We start from the raw sequence: 23,138 nt of genomic DNA, 5'->3' as shown, positions 1-23,138 counted from the left end.
GGTGGTGGCTGCGGCTTCCCCTCCGCTGCCACCACCGGAGTCTGTGGTGGTTCCTAGGCCTCAGTCACTAGGACAATCACGAAATTTACGACGGCGCCTGAAGCGGACGCTTGTCCGTGCTCTTGCCGTCCCGGCCCTTGGTCTCGGCCTCATGGCGAAGCAGGGAAATCGCCGATTCGAAGTCCTCGAGCGATTCGAAGGCCTGGTAGACGCTGGCGAACCGCAGGTAGGCGACCTCGTCGAGACGCTGCAGCGGCTCCAGGATCGCCAGCCCGACTTCGTGGGCATCGATTTCGGCGGCGCCGGATCCCCGGATCGCCTCCTCGACTTCCTGCGCCAGCAGGGCGAGATCGTCCTCAGTGACCGGGCGGCCCTGGCAGGCCTTGCGGACGCCGTTGATGACCTTGCTGCGGCTGAACGGCTCGCCGACACCGGAGCGCTTGATGACGGTCAGGCTGGTGGTTTCCACCGTGGTGAACCGGCGGCCGCATTCGGGGCACTGCCGGCGGCGCCGGATGGCGGAGCCGTCGTCGGCGATCCGGCTGTCCACGACGCGCGAATCGGGGTTTCGGCAGAACGGGCAGTACATGTCGGTTCCTCCCCTGTCGCAATCCGCCGTATCAGTGCTGTATCGGTTCCAATCACAGCACCGGTTCCAATCGCAGCGCCGCCGCGGTCATAACCGCCGCTGTCAGCGCTGCCCTGTGTCCCCAGTTTACGACTACATGTAGCTGAATAACAAGCCTGTAATTACTACATGTAGTGGTCTGGGCCCTGGCTACCGGGCGGCGAACCGCACCGTGACGGCCTCGCCGTGCGCGGGCAGGTCTTCCGCGCCGGAGAGGCTGACGATGTGGCCGCTGACCTGCTCCAACGCAGAGCGGGTGTAGTTGATGACCTGAATGGCGCGCAGGAACGTGGTCACGTTCAGTCCGGAGGAGAAGGCCGCAGTGCCACTGGTAGGAAGCACGTGGTTGGAGCCGGCGCAGTAGTCTCCCAGGCTCACGGGGCTGTAGTCCCCCACGAAGATCGCACCGGCGCTGCGGATCCGGCCGGCCACCCGGGCGGCGTCGGCGGTCATGATTTCAAGGTGTTCCGCGGCGTACGCGTCGCAGGCGGCAATGCCCTGCTCCAGGTCTTCGACCAGCACCACTCCGGACTGCGGGCCCGAGAGTGCCTCGCGGACGCGGCTGGAGTGCTTGGTGGCAGCGGCCTGCCGCTCCAGCTCCACGCGGACGTCGGCGGCGAGGGCCTCGGAGTCGGTGAACAGGACCGATGCCGCCTTGGGGTCGTGCTCCGCCTGGCTGATGAGGTCCGCGGCCACGAGGGCGGGACTGGCAGTGGCGTCCGCGAGGATCGCGATCTCCGTGGTGCCGGCCTCGGAATCGATCCCGACAACCCCCTTGACCAGGCGCTTGGCTGTGGCCACGAAGATATTGCCCGGACCGGTCACGACATCCACGGGGTCGATCCCGGGGAGGTTTCCGCCGTCGGACGCGTCCGCGGGGATGCCGTAGGCGAAGGCGGCGATGGCCTGCGCCCCGCCGATCGCGTAGACCTCCTCGATGCCCAGCAGGCAGGCCGCAGCCAGGATCGTGGGGTGCGGGAGGCCGCCGAAGTGCTTTTGCGGCGGCGAGGCCAGGGCTATCGATTCGACGCCGGCCGCCAGGGCAGGGACCACATTCATGATCACCGAGGACGGGTAGACCGCCAGGCCGCCGGGGACATAGAGCCCCACACGCGCCACCGGCACCCAGTTCTGGCTGACGACGGCGCCTTCGCCGAGCTCGACGTCGATGTTCGCCGGGCGCTGGGCGTCGGCGAAAGCGCGGGCCCGCTTGATGGATTCCTCGAGTGCCGCGCGTACGGCGGGATCCAGGCCCTCAAGGGCTGCATGCAGCGCCTCGGCCGGGACGCGGGGATGCGTCTGCTCCACGCCGTCGAAGGCCAGTGCCAGCTCCCGCAGCGCGGCGATGCCCCGCGTGCGGACGGCCGAGATGATGTCCAGGACCTTGCCCTCGGCGTCGGCCATCGTCCCGGACTGTGCCCGGGGCACCGCAGCGCGGAGTCCGGCGAGGGACAGGTGCTGGCCGCGCACGTCTACCGTGCGGAAGTTAAGGGCGGCGGTCATCGGGGTCACGGGGCTGTCAGGAGTTAGGCTCACCCGATCATTTTACGTGCCCGGCTGCGGCGGGGTTTGCCGCCGTTGCCGGGGAAGAGGCTGTTCAGGAAGATTGCCAGCGCGATCGCCGCGGGCCAGATGGCGAGGACGGCATAGGAGCGAAGGGAGAAGGCGACGCTGGCGCTGGCCGAGGTATCCGCCGGGGCTCCCCACCATTGGGCGCTGAGCACGCCGGTTCCCCAGGCGATGAGCGCACCGGCAGCGCCGGCGAGGACTGCCAGGATGACGGTGCCGGGGCCGGGCTGTTGGTGCTTGTTGCCGGCGACGAACGACCCGGCGATGCACCCGGCGAGCAGGCACAGCCCTGCCAGCACAAGGTCCCGGGGCAGCCAGGTGGCGGTGTTGGTGCCGGCGGCGAGGTCCGGGTCCCCCGTCAGGACATTCAGGCCCGACGGCGCCAGAAGCCACCAGAGCAGCCCCACGGGGATGCCTGCCGCCGCGATGACCGCGGCCTTCCGCCACGTTCCGCCGGGTCCGGGCTGCCGCTCGGGATAGGCGGGCTGTGCGGGCTCCCCGGCGTGGTGCACGGGGCCGTCTACTGCGGACTGTGTCATGCAACAAACGGTAACAAGGATTCCGCCGGCGCATGACGCCTCCGGTCAGCACGTGACGGCAGACGTAAAGAAAATGCCGCACGCGATTCCCCTGCGGCATACGCTGGCAGAGTAGGAAGCATGACACGCACATGCAGCAGGGAGTTGGATCGCAGTGGCCCCAGATGAAGGAATCTCCGAGCGGACATTCAGGGAAATGTTCCGCCGGCACGCGGCGGGCGTGGCCATCATCACGGCCAACCTCAACGGTGTCCCGTTCGGATTCACGGCAACCTCAGTGGCCTCGCTGTCCGCCAAGCCACCGCGCTTTACGTTCAACATGGCCCGGACGTCCCGCTCGTGGCCGGCCGTGGCGAACACGACCTACATAGGCGTGCACATGCTCGGGCTGGAAAACCAGGAGCTCGCCGACCGCTTCGCCCGGGCCGGCAACCGGTTCGACGGCGACCACTGGGAGCTCGGGCCCTACGAGGTGCCCGTGCTCAAGGGAGTCAGTGGCTGGCTGATCGGCAAGGTCCAGATGCGGCTCTCCTTCGAGAACAACGCCGTTGTGGTGGTCGAGGTGGTGGAGGGCCAGGTCGGCGACGACGGCGCTCCCCTGCTCTACCACTCCGGGGCCTACGGCCAACCCGTTCCGCTCGACTACGAGATCTAGCCGCCGGGGCCGCCGGCCAGCGCTAGTTGTCCAGGCACGTCGGGCCGAGCAGTACCTTCAAGTCGCCGAACAGTGACGGGCTCGGGTTGACCCGCAGATGCACCGGCAGGCCCATGACCTCCACCCGGGTGTCGCCTTGCAGGTGGAGCCGGACCTCGGAATTTCCGCGGTGGGTGCGCAGCACGTCGCCCAGCTCAGTGACCACGGCCTCGGTGGCCTTGTGCGTGGCCATGGTGATCACCACGGGCCCGTTCTGGCTGTCGCTGAGGTCCGGCACAGAGAGTTCCATGCAGTTCAAGGTGACGGCGCCGTCGTCGCGCCGCTGCAGGCGGCCCTTGACCACCACGATCAGGTCCTCCGCGAGCACCGAGGCGATGGGGCCGTAGACCTGGCCGAAGAACATGACCTCCATGGAACCGGCGAGGTCCTCGATTTCGGCGCGGGCGTAGGCGTTGCCGCTGGCCTTGGCGATCCTTCGGCTGAGCGAGGTGATCATGCCCGCGATGGTCACGATCGAGCCGTCCGGCGGGCCGTCTTCGGCGATGATCGAGGTGATCGATCGGTCGGCGTGCTGGCTCAGGAGCCCTTCCAGGCCTTGCAGCGGGTGGTCGGAGACGTAGAGGCCGAGCATGTCGCGCTCGAACGCCAGCTTGTCCTTCTTCTCCCATTCCGGCAGGTCGGGGATCTCCGTGCTGAGCGAGGCCTCGGGCTCCTGGTCCTCAAAGCCGGCGAAGAGGTCGAACTGGCCGATCGCCTCGTTGCGCTTGAGGGTGATGACGGAGTCGATCGCTTCCTCGTGGATCATGGCCAGGGCCCGCCGGTGATGGCCCAGCGAGTCGAAGGCGCCGGCCTTGATCAGGGATTCGATGGTGCGCTTGTTGCAGACCACCGCAGGGACCTTCAGGAGGTAGTCCTTGAAGGAGGTATAGGCGCCTTCCTTGGCGCGCGCCGCCACCATGGCTTCGACGGCGTTGACGCCGACGTTGCGGATGGCGCCCATGCCGAAGCGGATGTCGTTGCCGACCGGGGTGAAGTTCAGGGCTGACTCATTGACGTCCGGCGGCAGCACAGTGATGCCCATCCGGCGGCATTCGTTGAGGTAGATGGCGGACTTGTCCTTGTCGTCGCCCACCGAGGTCAGCAGGGCCGCCATGTACTCCGGCGCGTAGTGCGCCTTCAGGTAGGCGGTCCAGTAGGAAATGACGCCGTAGGCGGCCGAGTGCGCCTTGTTGAAGGCGTAGTCGGAGAACGGCAGCAGGATGTCCCAGAGGGTCTTGACCGCGGCCATGGAATAGCCGTTGTCCTGCATGCCCTGGGAGAAGCCGGCGAACTGCTTGTCCAGCTCGGATTTCTTCTTCTTGCCCATGGCGCGGCGCAGGATGTCGGCCTGGCCCAGGGTATAGCCGGCGAGCTTCTGCGCCACGGCCATGACCTGCTCCTGGTACACGATCAGCCCGTAGGTCCCGCCGAGGATCTCGGAGAGCGGCTCCTCGAGCTCCGGGTGGATCGGGATGACCTCCTGGATCTTGTTCTTGCGCAGCGCGTAATCCGTGTGCGCGTTGGCGCCCATGGGTCCGGGCCGGTACAGGGCCAGCACGGCGGAGATGTCTTCGAAGTTGTCAGGCTTCATCAGCTTGAGCAGGGAGCGCATGGGTCCCCCGTCGAGCTGGAAGACGCCCAGCGTGTCTCCCCGGGCCAGCAGCTCGTAGGACGCCGTGTCATCCAACTCAAGGGTTTCGAGGTCGAGGTCGATGTCCCGGTTCATTTTGATGTTTTCCAGGGCATCGGAAATGATCGTCAGGTTTCGCAGCCCGAGGAAGTCCATCTTGATCAGGCCGAGGCCTTCGGACGTCGGATAGTCGAACTGGGTGATGACCTGGCCGTCCTGGAAGCGGCGCATGATCGGAATCACGTCGATGATGGGGTCCGAGGACATGATGACACCGGCGGCGTGCACGCCCCATTGCCGCTTCAGGCCCTCGATGCCCAGCGCCGTCTCGAAGACCTTGGCGGCCTCCGGGTCGGTGCTGATCAGCTGGCGGAAGTCCCCGGCCTCGCTGTAGCGCTTGGACTGGGGGTCCTGAATGTCGGCCAGCGGAATGTCCTTGGCCATCACGGCTGGCGGCAGCGCCTTGGTCAGCTGCTCGCCCATGCTGAACGGGTAGCCGAGCACGCGCGAGGAGTCCTTGAGGGCCTGCTTGGTCTTGATGGTGCCGTAGGTGACGATCATCGCCACGCGTTCGTCGCCGTATTTGCGCGTGACGTAGTCGATCACCTCGGACCGGCGCCGGTCATCGAAGTCGACGTCGAAGTCAGGCATGGAGACGCGGTCCGGGTTGAGGAAACGCTCGAAGATCAGGCCGTGGTGCAGCGGGTCAAGGTCGGTGATGCGCATGGCGTAGGCCACCATGGAGCCAGCACCGGAGCCACGCCCGGGACCGACCCGGATGCCATTGTTCTTGGCCCAGTTGATGAAGTCGGCCACCACGAGGAAGTAGCCCGGGAAGCCCATGGAGGTGATGACTTCCAGCTCATAGTCGGCCTGCTTGCGGACCTTGTCCGGGATGCCCTGCGGATAGCGGTAATGGAGTCCCTTGTCGACTTCCTTGACCAGCCAGGACGTTTCGTCCTCGCCCTCCGGGCAGGGGAACCGGGGCATGTAGTTGGCGCCGGTGTTGAATGAGACTTCGCAGCGTTCGGCGATCAGGAGCGTGTTGTCACACGCCTCCGGGTGGTCGCGGAACAGCTCACGCATTTCCTGCGGCGACTTGAGGTAGTAGCCGCTGCCGGAAAAGGCAAAGCGCGAGCCGCCGTTGTCGTACGTCGGCTCCAGCAGGGTGGAGCCGGACTGGATGGCCAGCAGGGCCTCATGGGCCTTCGCGTCGTGCTCGTGCGTGTAGTGCAGGTCGTTGGTGGCCACCAGCGGCAGGTTCAGGTCCTTGGCCAGGCGCAGGAGGTCGCCGGTGACGCGCCGCTCGATGTCCAGGCCGTGGTCCATGAGCTCGCAGAAGTAGTTCTCCGCACCAAAGATGTCGCGGAACTCCGCCGCGGCCTCCAGCGCCTCGCGGTACTGGCCCAGGCGCAGCCGGGTCTGGACCTCGCCGGACGGGCAGCCGGTGGTGGCGATGAGCCCCTCCGAGTAGGTGTTCAGCAGCTCACGGTCCAGCCGGGGCCATTTGCCGAAGACCGAGTCCAGGGAGGCAATCGAGGAGGCCCGGAAAAGGTTCCGCATGCCCACGTTGTTGTAGCTGAGCAGGGTCATGTGCGTGTACGAGCCACCGCCGGAAATGTCATCCTTGCGCTGGTGCTCCTCGCCCCACCGCACGCGGGTCTTGTCCGTGCGGGCGGTCCCGGGAGTCACGTAGGCTTCGACGCCGATGATGGGCCTGATGCCCTGGTCGGTTGCGCGCTTCCAGAAGTCGAAGGCGCCGAACAGGTAGCCGTGGTCCGTCGTGGCGAGGGCCGGCATGCCGAGCCGCTCGGTTTCGTCGAACAGCTCACCGAGCCGGGCGGCACCGTCCAGCATCGAGTACTCGGTGTGGTTGTGGAGATGGACAAACGAGTCGTTGCTGGAAGTCACCGCACCATTCTAGTGCCGTGCCGCTACGGCGGCGTGCAGCCACGGCGGTGAGGACGGAACTGCGGCAACGGGCGGCCCATCAGAATCCCCTGGGAAACAGGGCGCCCGCCCGGGCGGCTCAGGCTTTTCCGGATTCCAGGACCGTCAGCGCGTACTGCAGGTCCTGCGGGTACTCACTGGCGACGGTAACCCGCTCCCCTGTCCGCGGGTGGTCGAAGGAGAGCTCCCGTGCGTGCAGCCACTGCCGGGTCAGCCCGAGGGTGGCGGCCAGCCGCGGATCGGCACCGTAGGTGAGGTCACCGGCGCAAGGGTGGCGCAGGGCCGAGAAGTGCACGCGGATCTGGTGGGTGCGGCCAGTCTCGAGGTGCACCTCCACGAGCGAGGCCTTCCCGAAGGCTTCCAGGACCTCGTAGTGCGTCACCGAATCACGGCCGTCCTCCGTCACGGCGAACCGCCAGTCATGGCCCGGATGGCGGCCGATGGGCGCGTCGATGGTGCCCGCCAGCGGATCGGGGAGGCCCTGGACGACGGCGTGGTAGACCTTGTCCACGGTGCGTTCCTTGAAGGCCCGCTTGAGCACGGTGTAGGCGTTTTCGGTCTTGGCGACCACCATGACGCCCGAGGTCCCGACGTCGAGCCGGTGGACGATGCCGGCGCGCTCCGGGGCGCCCGACGTCGAAATCCGGTAACCGAGCCCGGCGAGGCCACCCACCACAGTGGGTCCCACCCAGCCGGGCGAGGGGTGGGCCGCCACGCCGACCGGTTTGTCGATGACAACAAACTCGTCGTCGTCCAGCAGGATCAACAGGTCGTCCACTACTTCCTCCACGATTTCCAGGGGGTCCCTGCGGTCCGGCACCACGACCTCGAGCACGGTGCCCAGGGCCAGCTTGAGGGACTTCCCGACTTTCCCGGCGTTGCTGGTGACGTTGCCTTCGGCGATCAGGACGGCGGCCTGGGAGCGGGAGATGTCCATCAGCCTGGCGAGGCCGGCGTCCACGCGGGAACCGGCGAGGTCCTCCGTCACGGTGAAGCGGTGGTGCCCGGCGGGCGCCGTGCCGGCTTCGCCGGCCGTATCTGCCGCCATGTCAGCGGCGTTTCCTGAAGCAGTTTCAGACATCTTTAACCACCGTATCTTTCGTGTGGCGCGAGCCGTCCAGGGAGATTCCGCGGAGCGTAAGCAGGCAAATAATCACGACGGCGGAGACGACGGCCGAGTCGGCGATGTTGAAGATCGCGAAGTTTGGCAGCTGGATGAAGTCCACCACATGGCCCATCGCGAAGGACGGCTCGCGGAATAGCCGGTCCGTCAGGTTGCCGAGGGCGCCGCCGAGCAGCAGCCCCAGCGCCAACGCCCACCACAGCGAGCCAAGCTTGCGCAGCTGAAGCAGGATCGCGACAGACACGGCCGCCATGATGATCGTGAACACCCAGGTGACGTTCTCGCCGATCGAGAAGGCCGCCCCCGAGTTTCGGATGTAGAACCAGTGCAGCAATGGCGGAAAGACAGGGATCCGCTCGCCCTCGGTCATATTGGTCGTGACCCAGAGCTTGGTCAGCTGGTCGAACACGTAGGCGAACACCGCGAAGGCAGCGAAGAGGACAAACAGCTTTGCCCGCCGCGGCCGGGCGTGCACGGACTGTGCCGCTTCGACAGGCTGCATGGCGTCTGGTGATGGTGCGTCAGTCATAGGGCTTTCGATCGGGAGCCAGTGCGGAGACCGGGGTCGGGTATCCGGCAAGCGCCGGGCACCGGAGCCGGCGGCGGCACGTTGCGGGAAAAAGGAAAAGCCGGCGGCCGAGGAATCCCCAGCCACCGGCTTTCAGAATACTTGGCTTTTTGCCTAGCTGGCTTCGCCAACCTCGGGCGCCGCAACGGAGCCACGGGCGTCCAGGTCGCGGAGCTGGCCTTCGATGTAGGCCTTCAGGCGCGAGCGGTAGTCGCGCTCGAAGCCGCGAAGCTGCTCGACCTTGCGTTCCAGGACGGAGCGCTGCTGCTCGAGGGCACCGAGGATCTTGCGGGACTTTTCCTGCGCATCGTTGACGAGGCTGCTGGCCTCGATCTGGGCTTCAGCGATGATCTTGTCCCGCTGCTGCTCGCCGTCCGCGACGTGCTTGTCATGCATCTGCTGCGCCATGGCCAGCAGGCCTGCGGCGGACTCCGAAGCCGGGGTGGCAGCGTTGCGTGCCGGTTCGACAGCTTGGGCGGCCTTGGCAGCCTGCTCGGCTTCCTTCTTCTTGGCGGCTTCTGCGGCCGCCTTTGCCTTGGCCTCGGCCTCGGCTTTGGCGGTGTCTTCCTTCTCGGCCTTGACGGGCGCCGGGACCTTTTCCACCACGGGAGCGGCGGCTGCGGAGCTGGCAGGCGTGCCGGCGCCGGATTCGGCGAGCTTCTTGCGCAGCTCGTCGTTCTCCTGGTTCAGGCGCCGAAGTTCGACGACGATCTCGTCCAGGAAGTCATCAACCTCGTCCTGGTCGTAGCCTTCGCGGAACTTGGTCGGCTGAAAGCGCTTGTTGACAACGTCTTCTGGCGTCAAAGCCATCTGGTCACCTCGTTGGTCTAGTTAGTCAGTAGGCCTTCCGGCCGTCAAAACTACGGTACCTAAATATGGTCTGGTTCCTCTAATTCAACACCGCAGTGTCAAACCGGAGTTTCTTTCAGTTGGGACTTGGCCCGGGCAAGCCCGCTGCCCAGCTGTGGCGGCGGCCTATGCAGCGATCGGCTGGGCGTACACCAGGCCCTTGACGATCCACATCGCCACGCTCACGGTCACGAACAGGAGCAGGAAGCCGATGTCCAGCGAGACGCCGCCCAGCCGCAGTGGCGGGATGAGCCGGCGGAGCAGTTTGAGGGGCTTGTCCGTGACCGAATACACAGCATGGGCGGCCACGAGTGCCAAACCGCGCGGCCGCCAGCTTCGGGCGAACATCTGCACCCAGTCGTAGACCAGGCGGATGATCAATGCCACGAAAAAAAGCAACAGAGCGATATAGACGAGCCCGAAAACAATTCCCATGAGCTAACTCATATCTCCATGTTCATTCCGGATACCGAAGTGTCCTAAGGAAAGTGTCACTTCTATTTCAACACGGATAATTCCGCACGGATGCCAGGCGGGTGTCCCCGCCTGGCATCCGTACCGAATATTCGGGCCTAGCTTTGGTTGAAGAAACTTGCCTGCGTCTCGCTGACCTTCTTGTCATCGCCAATGACTTCGACGTACGACGGCGACAGCAGGAAGACCTTGTTCGTCACCCGTTCGATGCTGCCCCGGAGGCCGAAAACAAGACCGGCGGAGAAGTCCACGAGGCGCTTGGCATCAGCTTCGCCCATGTCGGTGACGTTCATGATGACGGGGATGCCGTCACGGAAGCTTTCACCGATGAGCTTGGCGTCGTTGTACGAGCGCGGGTGGATGGTAGTGATTTGCCGGAGTCCGGTGGTCTCTTCGCGGCTCGATGCCGCACGCTTGATGGGTGTCACAGGTGCGCGATATTCCTCTTCAGCGGCGTGAGGCTCTTCCCGGGGGACCTCGCGGACGGGCGCCGGCGCACGTCGTTCCTCGCGGTCCTGCTCCATGGATTCGTCCTCATCCTTGTGCGGTGTGGGGTGCTCAGACTCGTAGTGTTCGTCGCCGTCGGCGAGCCCAAGATAGATCATTGTCTTGCGCAGAGCGCCAGCCATGGTCGACTCCTAATCTTGTCCGTAAGCGGGCCGCTTAGTGACTAGACAGCCTTGGAATCCCCGCCATTACCTTCCAATACGTCGAACTTACCGCAGGGCCGGACGCGGACCGAGAATATCGGAGCCAATGCGCAGGTGTGTCGCCCCGAAGCGTACGGCCTGTTCAAGGTCCTGGCTCATACCGGCGGATATCCCCGTAGCGTCCGGAAATTGTTCGGCCAGCCGCCGGGAAATGCCTGCCAGCTTTTCGAAGGCAGCCGCCGGGTCCATGCCGAGCGGGGCAACGGCCATGATGCCGGCGAGCCTCAGTCCGGCGGCGCCGGCCAGCTGTTCGGCCAGTGCGGGGACCTCGGCGGGGGCCGCGCCGCCGCGGTGCGCCCCCGCGTCCTCGTCCAGGCTGACCTGAATGAAACAGTCCAGGGGCGGGCGGCCGGTGCGGTCACTTTCTACCGCCATCGCTTTCGCCAATGCGGAAGCCAGGGCCTCCCGGTCCACGGAGTGGACGGATGCGGCGTATTTCACCACGGACTTGGCCTTCTTGCTTTGGAGCTGGCCAATGAAGTGCCAGTTCAGGCCGAGGCCTTCAAGCTGCGCCGCCTTTTCTGCGGCCTCCTGATCCCGGTTTTCCCCGACGTCGGTGACCCCCAGCGACACCAGCCGCCGGACGTCCTGCGCAGGATGGAACTTGGTGACGACGATCAGGCGCGGTGGCGTCGCCTGCCGGCCCGCAGCGGCCACGGCGGCGTCGATCCTGCGGCGGACGGCCGAGAGGTTCGCGTCCAGCTCGGCCCGGCGGGGGCCTTCCAGCGCGTCCTCCCGATTCTCATGGGTCTCCCCCGGCGCCCTGACGGGTTTGACGGGGTTTATGCCGGGGCGCTGCGACGGCTCAGACATGGCCACGCTCCCTTTTCCCGTCAGTCCCGTGCGTCCCATCCGTCCACGCTAGCCCGGCGAAGCGGCCGGTGTGGCTGTTGCGGCGGTAGGAGAAGAGGGTGTCGTCCTCGAGGGTGCATCCCCCGGAGTATTCAATCGCGACGCCCGCAGCTTCGAGCTGGCTGCGCACCCCGGCGGGCAGGTCCAGGCCAGGGGTGCCGGTGGACGTGGTGCACCAAGTGGCAGGCACGGCCGCGGCAACGTCCGCGCGCAGGTCTTCGGGGACCTCGTAGCAGCGCCCGCAGACCGAGGGCCCCACCCAGGCGCCGATGCGGTCCGCGCCGAGCTCCCGGAGCCGGGCCACTGCGGCCGGCACCACCTCGGCGGCGACGCCGGGCCGGCCGGCGTGGACTACGCCCAGGACGGGCGCCCCGGCCGCGTCCTCGCCGACCAGTACCACCGGCACACAGTCCGCCACCAGGACGGCCAGCGGCTCGGTCAGGGAGACCATGGCATCGGCCGTGGGGGCAGCCGGAACTTGGCCCGCAGGGTCCGCCGTCGCCGTGGACCCAACCATGGTGGCGACGTCATTGCCGTGGACCTGGTTCATGTACCGGAAGGAGCGCCCGCCGAGCCCGGCGGCCGCTTCGAGCTCCGCCCGCCGGCGGCGCACCTCCACGGGGTCGTCACCAACATGCAGTGCCAGGTTCCCGGCCCCGGCGTCGGTGAAAGCCACCCACACGCCCGGCCGGACTTCAGCCCGCCAGCAAAACAATCACAACACCGCCATCAACATGTCCGGAATACCTGCGTTCATACAATCCACCGTAACCCGCCGCAAAGCAGCATGGCACCGCCGGACGGCGGTGCCATGCTGAAGCGGAACGATTTACTTGAGGAAGTCCGGGACATCCAGGTCATCGGAGTGACGGCCGGACAGGTCCGGCTCCACGACGGCCGGCAGGTCGACGTCGAAGCCCGAGTCGGCCGGTACCGCAGAGGGACGCTGCTGGCCCCAGCCGCCGTAGCCGGAGGCGCCGACAGTGGCGTGCAGCGGCTGGACCGGGGCGGAGGCGGGTGCCTGCGCCGGGGCGGGCGCCGCGGACGTGGGCCGCTGCGGCGCGGCCGGCAGGGACTGGTCCATGGACGGCGAGGTGGCCTTGACGTCGTCGAAGCCGGCGGCGATGACGGTGACGCGTGCCTCGTCGCCAAGGGCGTCGTCGATCACGGCGCCGAAGATGATGTTGGCCTCCGGGTGGGCGACTTCCTGGACCAGGCGGGCTGCCTCGTTGATTTCGAAGAGGCCAAGGTCCGAGCCGCCCTGGATGGAGAGCAGGACGCCGTGCGCGCCGTCGATCGATGCTTCCAGCAGCGGGGAGGCGATGGCCAGCTCCGCAGCCTTGACGGCCCGGTCTTCGCCGCGTGCAGAACCAATGCCCATGAGCGCGGAACCGGCACCCTGCATGACGGACTTGACGTCGGCGAAGTCGAGGTTGATCAGGCCGGGGGTGGTGATGAGGTCCGTGATGCCCTGGACACCGGAGAGCAGAACCTGGTCGGCGGAACGGAACGCGTCCAGGACCGAGACGTTGCGGTCGCTGATGGAGAGCAGGCGGTCGTTCGGGATCACGATCAGGGTGTCGACTTCATCGCGCAGCGCGTCGATGCCGGCCTCGGCGGAACCGGCCCGGCGGCGGCCTTCGAAGGTGAAGGGGCGCGTGACGACGCCGATTGTCAGGGCGCCAAGGGAACGGGCGATCCGGGCGACGACGGGGGCGCCGCCCGTTCCGGTTCCGCCGCCTTCGCCGGCGGTGACGAAGACCATGTCTGCGCCCCGGATGACCTCTTCGATTTCATCGGCGTGGTCCTCCGCGGCCTGCCGGCCGACTTCAGGGTTCGCGCCAGCACCGAGTCCACGGGTCAGCTCACGCCCGACGTCGAGTTTGACGTCGGCATCGCTCATCAACAATGCCTGCGCATCGGTGTTGATCGCGATGAATTCGACGCCGCGAAGACCGACCTCGATCATGCGGTTGACTGCGTTCACGCCACCGCCGCCGATGCCGACGACCTTGATGACGGCCAAGTAGTTCTGCGGAGCTGCCACGTTACGTGTCCCTTGTTCGTGTACTAATGCGAAAACTGATCGAGTCTTGCTTGAAGCTTTGAACCTTAACCTTCGACTTGAAGGTTATAGTTATGTCAAGTAACTCATGTCTGTGACGGTATTTCCTATGCGGGGGACATTCAATAACCGCCCGGGGCGTGTCGCGCGAATACCGGGCAAATAGCCCCTGTATGTAGTCCCGCGACCGGCTGGACGTTTCGCTGGACATCCCGCTGGCGTCGGCTACCGGGTGACAGGGTGCCGCGGAACGCTGACATCGTAGACCTTCACCGGGATCTTCGGGTCTGCCGGGACCTTCAGGAGGGCCGAAAGAACCCGCGCTTTCAGCTCCTTCTCCCCCGCGTTGCCCCAGAGGATTGTCTGCCCGTCGACGAGTTTGAGTTCGACTGCGTCGGCGGACGCGGCAGAGGCGTTTGAGAGCCGCGCCAGCACATCCGCCGGCAGGGCCCCCAGCACCGCCGTGATGGCCTGGAACAGGTCCTTCGGCAGCGTGCCGCTGCCGCCGTCAATCACCGGGAGCGGTACCGAGGCGGCATCCGCGGTGGTGCTGAGCTGGACACCGTCGACGTCCACCAGCTGGAACGTTTTGCCCTGCTTGACCAGGGCCACGGGGATGCGTTCGGTGACGTGCACCTGCAAAGTGGCGGGCGGGAGCGCCTTCGCCGTGACGTCCTTGACCTGGACCAGCGGCTTGAGCAGGGCTGTGACCTCCTCCTCGCTGATCTGCGGCAGCGGCTTGCCCTGAAGGGGCGCGAGGGCGGCCTGAACCTGATCCGGATGCAGCAGCTTTGTGCCCTCCACCGTGACCGTACGCAGTGCGAGCACCGGCGAGTAGACGGCAGCCGCGACGATGCCCGCCATCAGCACGGCCACGATCCCGATGGTGCTGAGCAGGATCCGCCGCCGGCGCTTGCCCTTGGGCTCGGGGAAGGACAGCACATTGTCGGGCCCGCTGTCCGGTGTCCCCTGCGGGTTCCGCGGGTTCTGTGCGTTGCGGGCCGGGCCGCCGGCGGTGTCCGCGGCGTTCTTGGACGCCGAAATGACATCCGTGCCCGTTCCGCCGGACGGCGGCCGGGAGCCGGTTCCGGCAGCATTGGTTCCGGCGGTGCCGGATCCGCCCCGGTAGGTGGGGCGCCTGGTGCTAGGCACCGGCGGCCTCGGCCGTCAGGGCCTCGACAATCAGCGGCCCGTAGGCCGTGACGTCACCTGCGCCGGCGGTCAGCACGATGTCCCCGGGTCCGGCGGCCGCCAGCAGCGCCTGCACAGCCTCCCCGCCGGGTCCGACGAGGCGGCCGCCGGAGCCCAGGTGCTCGGCGATCAGCCCGCTGGTGACGCCGGGAATGGGATCCTCGCGCGCAGGATAGATGTCCAGGACCAGGGCCGTGTCCGCCGTGTTCAGCGCTTCGGCGAACTCGGTGGCAAATTCACGGGTCCGGGAAAACAGGTGGGGCTGGAAGAGCACGTGCACTTTGTGCGGCCCGGCGACCGCCCGTGCCGCGGACAGGGCGGCGCGGACTTCCGTGGGGTGGTGGGCGTAGTCGTCGTAGACGCGGACGCCGCGGCCTTCCCCCTTGAACTCGAAACGGCGTGAGGCCCCGGAGAAGTGGGCCAGTGCCGCCGCCGCGGTGTCCGGCGCGACGCCGAGCTCGACCGCCACGGCGAAGGCGGCGGCAGCGTTGAGCGCGTTGTGCCGGCCCGGAACCTGGAGTTCGACGCCGAAGGTGCCCGCCGTTGTCGAGATCCCCATGCGGCCAGGTCCAGCGTCGTGCAGCCGGATGGCGGCGTCGTCCGCCGTCCCGTACAGGACCACGCGGGTGTTGCCGCGGGCCAGGGTGCGCTCGGCGAGGGCCCTGGCCCCGGGGTCGTCCGCGCAGGCCACCAGGACGCCGTCGGCCGGGAGCAGCGCCGTGAAGCTGTCGAAGGAGGCATAGACGGCTTCTGCTGTGCCGTAGAAGTCCAGGTGGTCCGGCTCGACGTTGGTCACCACGGCGATCGTGGGGCGGTAGTTCAGGAAGGAGCCGTCCGACTCGTCGGCCTCGGCGACGAAGATCCCCGCCGTGCCGTGCGCCGCGTTGACCCCGAGCGCCGGGACGTTGGCACCGATCGCGAAGGACGGGTCCAGTCCGGCGCCCTGCAGCAGCACCGTGATCATGGAGGTCGTGGTGGACTTGCCGTGCGTTCCGGCGACTGCCACCACAGCGTCATCCCCCATGGTGGCGGCGAGTGCCTCGGAGCGGTGCAGCACCGGGAGTCCGGCGGCGCGGGCCGCTGCGAGCTCGGGGTTGTCGGACCGGATCGCAGAACCGGCGACCACCGTCTGGGCGTCTCCCAGGTTGCCGGGAGCATAGCCCACGGCGATCCGGGCCCCGGCGGCCGCGAGGTCAGCCATGACGGGCAGGGACTTGGCGTCGGAACCGCTCACCGGGATGCCGCGGGCCACCATGATGCGGGCAACGGCGGACATGCCGACGCCGCCGATGCCGATGAAGTGAACGCGGCCGAGGGATTCCAGGGCACGCGTGCCGTGTTGGGGCTGGGTCATTGCTCTACTGCTTCCTGCCGTGCTGGTTTGTACCGTGTCGATTCCCGCTCTGCTCATTTGAGAACGCGACTTCGAGGATGAGATCGGCCATGCGCCGGTCCGCGTTCCGGATACCGAGCTGTTCGGAGCTGGCGCCCATCCGGGCCAGCCTGTCCGTGTCCAGCAGCAGGGGAATGATGTTCCCGCTGATCCAGTCAGCGGAGAAGGCCTTGTCATCGACGATCAACGCGCCTCCTGCGGCGACAAGGCCCGCGGCGTTCAGCGCCTGCTCTCCGTTGCCGATGGGCAGGGGGACGAAGACGGCGGGCACGCCCACGGCGGCCACCTCACAGACCGTGGCAGCTCCGGCACGGGCCAGCAGCAGGTCCGCCGCGGCGTAAACGGTTTCCATGCCGTCCACGTACTCCACCTGCCGGTAGCCTGGCGCGGCGAGCGGCTTGCCGTCGGCATCGTGCACCGACTTGCCGCGGCCGGTGATGTGCAGGGTCTGCACTCCGGCGTCGGCGAGGGCACCCACGGCCGCGGCGAGGGACCGGTTGATGCTCTGGGCCCCCGAGGAGCCGCCGGTAACGATCAGCGTCGGTTTGTCCGCGTCCAGTCCGAGCGCCTGCCGGGCGCCGGCCCGGGCAGCCGCGCGGTCGAGGCCGGAAATTTCGGGGCGCATGGGCATGCCGACGTGCCGGGCGCGGCCCAGTTTGGTTGCGGCGAAGGCGACTGCCACGTGGGCGCCGAGGCTTGCGCCAACACGGTTTGCCAGACCGGGACGGGTGTTGGCCTCGTGGACCACGATCGGGATCTTCCGGCGCCGGGCCGCGAGGTACATCGGCGTGCACACGTAGCCGCCGACTCCCACCAGGACGTCGGCGCCTGCCTCATCCAGGATGGAGCCCGCCTGCTTCACTGCACCGGCCATCCGGCCCGGAAGCCGGAACAGATCCGCGGAAGGCTTGCGCGGGAGGGGGACCCGGCTGATCGTGGCAAGATCCAGGCCGGCCGCCGGGACGAGCCGCGCTTCCATTCCCCCGGGGGTCCCGACAGCCAGGAGCTGCACTCCAGGCCGGGACAGCCGGAGGGCGCCGGCGATGGCCAGCAGCGGGCTGATATGGCCGGCGGTTCCGCCGCCGGCAAGGACCACGGACAAGGTCGACTCGGTATTCATGAAGGGCTGTTTACGCTTTCGTACGGTTCGTGGAGGCTGATTTCTTGGCGGCGGGGTTCTTGGCGGCGGGGTTCCTGCTTGTGGGGATCTTGGGGCGGGCAGCGGTGCGGGCGGCGGTTCGGCTGGAGGCAGTGCTGGCGGCGGATCGGTTGGCGGCCGTTCTGGCGGCCCGGGCAGCGCGGGCCCTCCGCACGGAATTCGCGAAGGCGGCCGGGCCGAACTTGAGCATCTTCTTCGGCTGCATGCCCGGGTCCATCTGGGCCCGGGCCAGCGACAGGACGACGCCGATTGCGCACAGCGACATCAGCAGGGCCGAGCCGCCGTAGGAAATGAAGGGCAACGGGACGCCGATCACCGGTGCCAGCCCGGTGACCACGGCCATGTTGACGCTGGCCTGGCCGAGCAGCCAGACCATGATCGCGCCGGCCAGGACGCGGTGGAAGACATCGTGCTGGGCGACGACCACCCGGTAGATGGCGGTGCCGAGGATGGCGAAGAGGACCAGGACGACGAGGGTCCCGACCAGTCCGAGTTCCTCGCCGATGATCGCGAAGATGAAGTCGTTGTGGGCTTCCGGGATCCAGCTGTACTTTTGCCGGCTCTGGCCCAGTCCGACGCCGAACCACCCGCCGGATGCGAGCCCGTACAGACCGTTGGTGGACTGGTAGTTCAGGTCTGAGCCGTCGGCGCAGGTCTGGCCCGTCCATGACAGGATGCGACACATCCGGTTCGGGCTCGTGACGGCGAGGATCGTCGCGCCAAGGGCAAGGAACGCCCCGGCGAAGCCGAAAAGGTAGAGCCGCACGCCGGCGAAGAACAGCGCGGCGGCCACGATGATCATCACGATCATGGCCGTGCCGAGGTCGTTTCCGGCCAGGATCAGGATCAGGACCGCAAGGGCGCCCGGGAGCACGACTGGAATGAGCGCGTGGCGCCATTCGTGGAGGAGCTTGGCTTTGCGGTCCAGCACCGTGGCCATCCAGAGCGCGAGGGCAAGCTTGGCGGCTTCGGAGGGCTGGAAGGTGAAAGGGCCGACGTCGATCCAGTTCTGGTTGCCCAGGGCGCTGCGTCCCACGAGAAGGACCAGGCCCAGCAGCGCAATGGCCAGCCCCATGACAAGCCAAGCGATTCGCCTGAGCCAGACGACGTTGACGCGTGAGAGGACAAACATCGCGAAGACGCCAATCGCGGCGAATCCGCCCTGTTTGAGGGCGGCGGAGTACGGTGACTCCCCCGCGGCGATGGCTTCCACGCTGGAGGCCGAGAGGACCATCATGATGCCGATCGCCGTCAGGGCCAGGGTGGAGCCAAGGATCAGGTAGTACGTGGATCCGTTGCGGGATTTGCCGGTGCCTTCGAGGGCGGACCAGAATCCGCGGTTCCAGGCACGCACCCTGGCCACCGGGGTGATGCGGGTGACGGGGGCCCTGCCGGCGGACTTGCCACTGGTGGCCCCGCCACTGCTGGCACCGCCTCTGGCGGATGGTGCCGCCGTCGTACGTGTGGGCGTGCTGACCATTGTTACTCCTCGCTGGTCTGAGCCTGCCCTTCCACGAGCTCGCGGACAGCTTCGATGAAGGCATCGCCACGGTGAGCATAGGAAGAGAACTGATCCATGGAAGCAGCAGCCGGGGCCAGCAGCACAGTGTCCCCGGAGGCGGCCAGCTGCGCCGCCGAGGCAACGGCCTGGGCCATCACAGTCTCGCCGAAAATCGGCGAAGGGCCTGCGTCGGCTTTGGCCGTTCCGGCAGTCTGCACGTCTTCAGTCTCGCCCTTGCCCTGCCCGATCACGGGGACATCGGGCGCGTGTCGCTTCAGGGCGGCCTGCAGATCGCTGGAGTCCGCCCCGATCAGGACCACGGCCTTGAGCCGGCTGCCCTGTTCCTGGATCRGGGAGTCGTAATTCACGCCCTTGGACAAGCCTCCCGCGATCCACACCACATTCTGGAACGCGGACAACGAGGCTGCGGCGGCATGCGGGTTGGTGGCCTTGGAATCGTTGATCCAGAGCACACCCTCATGCCGGGCCACCAGCTGGATCCGGTGGTCTCCCGGAAGGTAGTTCAGCAGGCCCTGGCGGACGGCCGACGGCTCCACCCCGTAGGCCCTGACCAGGGCGGCGGCTGCCAGCGCGTTGGCCACCATGTGGCGCGGAGCCACATGTCCCAGGTCGGCGATCGAGGCGAGTTCGGCCGCGCTGTCCTTGCGTTCTTCGATGAACGCCCGGTCAACCAGCAGCCCCTCCACGACGCCGAGCATGCTGATGGCCGGCGTCAGTGTGGTGAATCCCACGGCCCGGCAGCCTTCCACCACGTCCGCGTCCTCGACCATGCGTTCGGTCTCGATCTGCTCGGCGTTGTAGATGCAGGCCTTCTGCGTGTTTGCGTAGACCTTGGCCTTGTCGGCCAGGTAGGAGGCGTAGGAGCCATGCCAGTCCACGTGGTCTTCGGCGACGTTGAGGCAGACGCTGGCCACCGGTGAGACCGAGTGGCTCCAGTGCAGCTGGAAACTGGACAGTTCCACCGCGAAGGCGTCGTAGTCCACGGGGTCGCGCAGGGCGTCCAGGATCGGAGTCCCGACGTTGCCGACGGCGATCACCTTCAGTCCGGCGGCCTGGAGCATGGACTCGGTCAGGCCAACCGTGGTGGTCTTGCCGTTGGTGCCGGTAATGGCCAGCCAGTCGGCGGTCTTGCGGCCCTTGCGTTCACGCAGCCGCCAGGCGAGCTCGACGTCGCCCCACACCGGAATGTGCGCCCGCGCCGCGGCGGCGAGCAGGGCCTGGTCCGGGCGCCAGCCCGGGGACGTGACCACCAGGTCCGGCTTCTGCCCGTCGATCTTCGGAACGGACTCCACCGCCTCCTCGCCCAGCAGGACGTCCACGGCGCCGACGATCCGGAGCGTGTCGGCCTGGGCCAGCGCCTTGGCGCTGGTGGCGGCATCCACCACCACCACCCGGGCACCGAGTTCGATGAGGGTATCGGCGGCGGCGAAGCCGGACACGCCGATGCCGGTGACCACGACGCGCAGGCCCGACCAGTCGGAATCCCAGGTGGTGAGTTCCTGCAGCCGGGGCGAGGTGGTGAGCGGGGCGGGGATGGGTCCGGTCACAGCAGCACCACCCATTCGGCGTAGAAGATGCCCAGGCCGGCGGCGACAAACAACCCACAAAGGATCCAGAACCGGACCACCACGGTGACTTCGGCCCACCCCTTGAGCTCGAAGTGGTGCTGCAGCGGTGCCATCTTGAAGAACCGTTTGCCCTTGGTGAGTTTGAAGTAGCCCACCTGGATGATGACCGAGAGCGTGATGAGGACGAAGAGCCCGCCGATGAAGGCCAACAGCAGTTCAGTGCGGGACAGGATGGCGAAGGCTGCGACGGCGCCGCCGATGGCGAGGGAGCCGGTGTCGCCCATGAAGATCTTCGCGGGCGAGGTGTTCCACCACAGGAACCCGACCATCGCCGCGCTCAGGATGGCGGCCAGCAGAGCCAGGTCCAGGGGGTCGCGGACCGAGTAGCAGCCGCTACCGGCCTGCCGCGGGGATCCGCAGGCCTGGTTGCTTTGCCAGATGCCCATGAGCGTGTAGGCCCCGAACACCATGACCGAAGCGCCGGCGGCCAGGCCGTCGAGGCCGTCGGTGAGGTTCACGCCGTTGGTTGCGGCCGTGATGATCAGGTTGGACCACAGCACAAACAAGATGGCGCCGAGCACGGTTCCGGCGAAGGCGAGGTTAAGCCACGGAATATCGCGCACCAGCGAGATCTGGGTGGACGCCGGGGTCAGGCCGGCGGCATTCGGGAAATTCAGCGCCAGCACGGCAAAGATGATGCCAACGGCGCCCTGGAGGATCAGCTTGGCCTTGGCATCCAGGCCCAGGCTGCGCTGCTTGGAGATCTTGATGAAGTCATCGAGGAATCCGACCAGCCCCATACCCACCATGAGGAACAGCAGGAGCAGTCCGGAGGCGCTTGGTCCCGGTGAGTGCGGGTTCATCATCCACATGATCAGGTGCGTGAGCCCGTAGCTGACGAGGACCGCCAGGACCACAACGGCGCCGCCCATCGTGGGCGTGCCCCGCTTGGTGTGGTGGGAGGTGGGTCCGTCGTCCCGGATGAATTGCCCGTAGCCCTTGCGGACCAGGAACCGGATGAACAGCGGGGTGCCCACAAACGCGAGGAGCAGCGCCATTCCGGCGCCCATCAGCAGTGCAATCACAGCTGTGCACTCCCTTCGGTGGCGGTTGCGGCAGTTCCCTCAGCAGTTCGCTCGGGAGAGTCTTGGCTGGCATGTGGGGGTAATGCTATCCGATCCCCCAAGTGGCGCAGCCCGATGCCGTTCGATGACTTGAACAGGACCAGGTCGCCGGGCTGGAGCTCGGCTTGGAGAAGCTCGTAGGCCTCGTCCGCAGTCTCGGCGAAAACACATTCGTCGCCCCAGGAGCCCTCGTTGACGGCGGAGACGTATAGCGACCGCGCCTCCCGGCCCACCACGACGAGACGGGAGATGTTCAGCCGCACCACCTGGGTGCCGACTGCGATGTGCTCGCGGATGGAATCCGGGCCCAATTCCAGCATGGCGCCCAGGACGGCCCAGGTGCGGCGGCCCTGGCCCAGCTCGGCCAGTGTCCGCAGTGCTGCCCGCATGGACTCCGGGTTGGCGTTGTAGGCATCGTTGATGACGGTCACGCCGTCGGGACGCTCCGTGCGCTCCATCCGCCAGCGGCTGGCGGCGGTCTGTGCGCTGAGCGAGGCCGCGATCTGCGCGCCGGGGATGCCGGCCGCGTGCGCCGCGGCCGCGGCCGCGAGGAGGTTGGCCATGTGATGGGCGCCGATCAGCTTGGCGGCGACGTGATGCCGGGTTGATCCGTGCTGTGCCGTCCCGTCGCCGGGGAGGTGGAGCTCAAATTCCGGATGGCCGTCGGCATTCAGTTCCACATCCACGGCCCTAACCACATCGGCTTGGGCCGCGTTGGTCTGGACGCTGTTGTCCTGGCCTATGCTGGCCGCACGGGAGGTGTAGCCGAGCACGCGGGCCCGGGTCCGGGCGGCCATCGCGGCGACGCGGGAGTCGTCCAGGTTCAGCACGGCGGTGCCCCCGGCCGGGAGCGCCTCCACAAGTTCGCCCTTGGCGACTGCGATGTTGTCCACGCCGCCGAACTCCCCGGCATGGGCGGAGCCGACGCCGAGGACGACGCCGATCTCCGGCTGGACCATGTCCGCGAGGTATTGGATGTGGCCGATGCCCGTGGCACCCATCTCGATGACGAGGTAGCGGGTGTCAAAGTCGGCTTTGAAGACGGTGAGCGGCACGCCGATCTCGCCGTTGTAGGACCCCTGCGGCGCAACAGTGGCGCCTTCGGTGCCGGCGGCCGCGAAGATTCCGGCGAGCAGGTCTTTCGTGGTGGTCTTGCCGGCGGAGCCGGTGATGCCTACCACTGTGAACCCGACGCCGGCAGCTGCGCGGCTGGCCCGGATCCGGCGGACGGCTTCAGCGGCCAGTGCGCCCATGGCAAGGACAGCGTCCTCGACGACGACGGCCGGGTAGTTCGTCCCGGTGGCGTCGGCGACTTCGCGCTCCACGAGTGCCAGAACGGCGCCCCGGTCAAAGGCGGCGCCGACGAAGTCGTGTCCGTCGGCGTTCTCCCCCGGTTTGGCCACATAGAGGGAACCCGCCGTGGCCTCGCGGGAGTCGGTCACCACGGAGGCGGGAGTAATTCCCGGTTCCGCGGCGAGCCGGCCGTTGGTTATGTCGGCGATTTCCGCCGCTGTAAGTGCAATCATCTCG

The 23,138-nt window shown here is 67.3% G+C and carries 20 protein-coding genes; 1 reads left to right on the top strand and 19 read right to left on the bottom strand.

What is annotated here, in order from left to right:
* Nucleotides 1-85 precede the first annotated feature (85 nt).
* From nrdR to AC1DZQ_RS16005, 3 genes are all read right to left on the bottom strand, one after another.
* On the bottom strand, nt 86-589 hold the full coding sequence (gene nrdR / locus AC1DZQ_RS16015; RefSeq protein ID WP_476964421.1) for a transcriptional regulator NrdR: 504 nt from the start codon (nt 587-589) through the stop codon (nt 86-88).
* Nucleotides 590-778: 189 nt separating this feature from the next.
* Nucleotides 779-2,131, bottom strand: a complete 1,353-nt coding sequence (hisD, locus tag AC1DZQ_RS16010; protein ID WP_476964444.1) for a histidinol dehydrogenase — start codon at nt 2,129-2,131, stop codon at nt 779-781.
* 29 nt (nt 2,132-2,160) lie between these two features.
* Nucleotides 2,161-2,736: a hypothetical protein gene (locus AC1DZQ_RS16005; RefSeq protein WP_476964420.1), complete on the bottom strand. Its 576-nt coding sequence runs from the start codon at nt 2,734-2,736 to the stop codon at nt 2,161-2,163.
* A 196-nt stretch (nt 2,737-2,932) separates the two neighbouring features.
* On the opposite strand from AC1DZQ_RS16005, the gene AC1DZQ_RS16000 reads away from it, so the two are divergent.
* Nucleotides 2,933-3,391, top strand: a complete 459-nt coding sequence (locus tag AC1DZQ_RS16000) for a flavin reductase family protein (RefSeq protein ID WP_476964443.1) — start codon at nt 2,933-2,935, stop codon at nt 3,389-3,391.
* Nucleotides 3,392-3,413: 22 nt separating this feature from the next.
* Here AC1DZQ_RS16000 and dnaE read toward each other — a convergent pair whose 3' ends face one another.
* The 16 genes from dnaE to AC1DZQ_RS15920 all read right to left on the bottom strand — a co-directional run bounded on the left by dnaE (nt 3,414) and on the right by AC1DZQ_RS15920 (nt 23,134).
* The gene (gene dnaE, locus AC1DZQ_RS15995) at nt 3,414-6,971 is read right to left on the bottom strand and encodes a DNA polymerase III subunit alpha (protein WP_476964419.1); all 3,558 of its coding nucleotides are present in this window, start codon (nt 6,969-6,971) and stop codon (nt 3,414-3,416) included.
* Nucleotides 6,972-7,089: 118 nt separating this feature from the next.
* Nucleotides 7,090-8,058, bottom strand: a complete 969-nt coding sequence (locus tag AC1DZQ_RS15990) for an RluA family pseudouridine synthase (RefSeq protein ID WP_476964442.1) — start codon at nt 8,056-8,058, stop codon at nt 7,090-7,092.
* A 25-nt stretch (nt 8,059-8,083) separates the two neighbouring features.
* Nucleotides 8,084-8,662: a signal peptidase II gene (gene lspA, locus AC1DZQ_RS15985; RefSeq protein WP_476964418.1), complete on the bottom strand. Its 579-nt coding sequence runs from the start codon at nt 8,660-8,662 to the stop codon at nt 8,084-8,086.
* Nucleotides 8,663-8,815: 153 nt separating this feature from the next.
* Complete coding sequence (locus tag AC1DZQ_RS15980; protein WP_476964417.1) at nt 8,816-9,511, bottom strand: DivIVA domain-containing protein; 696 nt, start codon at nt 9,509-9,511, stop codon at nt 8,816-8,818.
* Between the two features lie 165 nt (nt 9,512-9,676).
* The gene (locus tag AC1DZQ_RS15975; protein WP_476964416.1) at nt 9,677-9,985 is read right to left on the bottom strand and encodes a YggT family protein; all 309 of its coding nucleotides are present in this window, start codon (nt 9,983-9,985) and stop codon (nt 9,677-9,679) included.
* A 137-nt stretch (nt 9,986-10,122) separates the two neighbouring features.
* Nucleotides 10,123-10,653 carry a cell division protein SepF gene (locus tag AC1DZQ_RS15970; protein WP_230008814.1) on the bottom strand — a complete coding sequence of 177 codons (531 nt, stop codon included), beginning with the start codon at nt 10,651-10,653 and terminating at the stop codon, nt 10,123-10,125.
* 87 nt (nt 10,654-10,740) lie between these two features.
* The gene (locus AC1DZQ_RS15965; protein WP_476964415.1) at nt 10,741-11,547 is read right to left on the bottom strand and encodes a YggS family pyridoxal phosphate-dependent enzyme; all 807 of its coding nucleotides are present in this window, start codon (nt 11,545-11,547) and stop codon (nt 10,741-10,743) included.
* On the bottom strand, nt 11,540-12,301 hold the full coding sequence (locus AC1DZQ_RS15960) for a purine nucleoside phosphorylase YfiH/LACC1 family protein (RefSeq protein WP_476964414.1): 762 nt from the start codon (nt 12,299-12,301) through the stop codon (nt 11,540-11,542). Before AC1DZQ_RS15960 ends, AC1DZQ_RS15965 begins: the two co-directional genes overlap by 8 nt.
* 114 nt (nt 12,302-12,415) lie before the next feature.
* Entirely contained in the window at nt 12,416-13,633 is a 1,218-nt protein-coding gene (gene ftsZ / locus AC1DZQ_RS15955; protein ID WP_026266241.1) for a cell division protein FtsZ, read from the bottom strand.
* A gap of 243 nt (nt 13,634-13,876) precedes the next feature.
* Nucleotides 13,877-14,803 (bottom strand): cell division protein FtsQ/DivIB, encoded by a 927-nt coding sequence (locus AC1DZQ_RS15950; RefSeq protein WP_476964413.1) that lies wholly within the window; start codon nt 14,801-14,803, stop codon nt 13,877-13,879.
* Complete coding sequence (gene murC / locus AC1DZQ_RS15945; protein ID WP_476964412.1) at nt 14,796-16,196, bottom strand: UDP-N-acetylmuramate--L-alanine ligase; 1,401 nt, start codon at nt 16,194-16,196, stop codon at nt 14,796-14,798. The genes AC1DZQ_RS15950 and murC overlap by 8 nt, the downstream gene beginning before the upstream one ends.
* A gap of 4 nt (nt 16,197-16,200) precedes the next feature.
* Entirely contained in the window at nt 16,201-17,355 is a 1,155-nt protein-coding gene (locus tag AC1DZQ_RS15940; RefSeq protein ID WP_476964411.1) for a UDP-N-acetylglucosamine--N-acetylmuramyl-(pentapeptide) pyrophosphoryl-undecaprenol N-acetylglucosamine transferase, read from the bottom strand.
* Nucleotides 17,356-17,365: 10 nt separating this feature from the next.
* Entirely contained in the window at nt 17,366-18,874 is a 1,509-nt protein-coding gene (ftsW, locus tag AC1DZQ_RS15935) for a putative lipid II flippase FtsW (protein WP_476964410.1), read from the bottom strand.
* 2 nt (nt 18,875-18,876) lie between these two features.
* Nucleotides 18,877-20,478, bottom strand: a complete 1,602-nt coding sequence (murD, locus tag AC1DZQ_RS15930) for a UDP-N-acetylmuramoyl-L-alanine--D-glutamate ligase (protein ID WP_476964409.1) — start codon at nt 20,476-20,478, stop codon at nt 18,877-18,879.
* Nucleotides 20,460-21,569 carry a phospho-N-acetylmuramoyl-pentapeptide-transferase gene (mraY, locus tag AC1DZQ_RS15925; RefSeq protein WP_476964408.1) on the bottom strand — a complete coding sequence of 370 codons (1,110 nt, stop codon included), beginning with the start codon at nt 21,567-21,569 and terminating at the stop codon, nt 20,460-20,462. Before mraY ends, murD begins: the two co-directional genes overlap by 19 nt.
* Complete coding sequence (locus AC1DZQ_RS15920; RefSeq protein WP_476964407.1) at nt 21,566-23,134, bottom strand: UDP-N-acetylmuramoyl-tripeptide--D-alanyl-D-alanine ligase; 1,569 nt, start codon at nt 23,132-23,134, stop codon at nt 21,566-21,568. The genes mraY and AC1DZQ_RS15920 overlap by 4 nt, the downstream gene beginning before the upstream one ends.
* Nucleotides 23,135-23,138 lie beyond the last annotated feature (4 nt).

Source organism: Arthrobacter sp. P1_C12_2, assembly GCF_056406415.1.
Note: the sequence above shows the minus strand (reverse complement) of the source record. Positions and strands in the feature narration are given on the sequence as shown.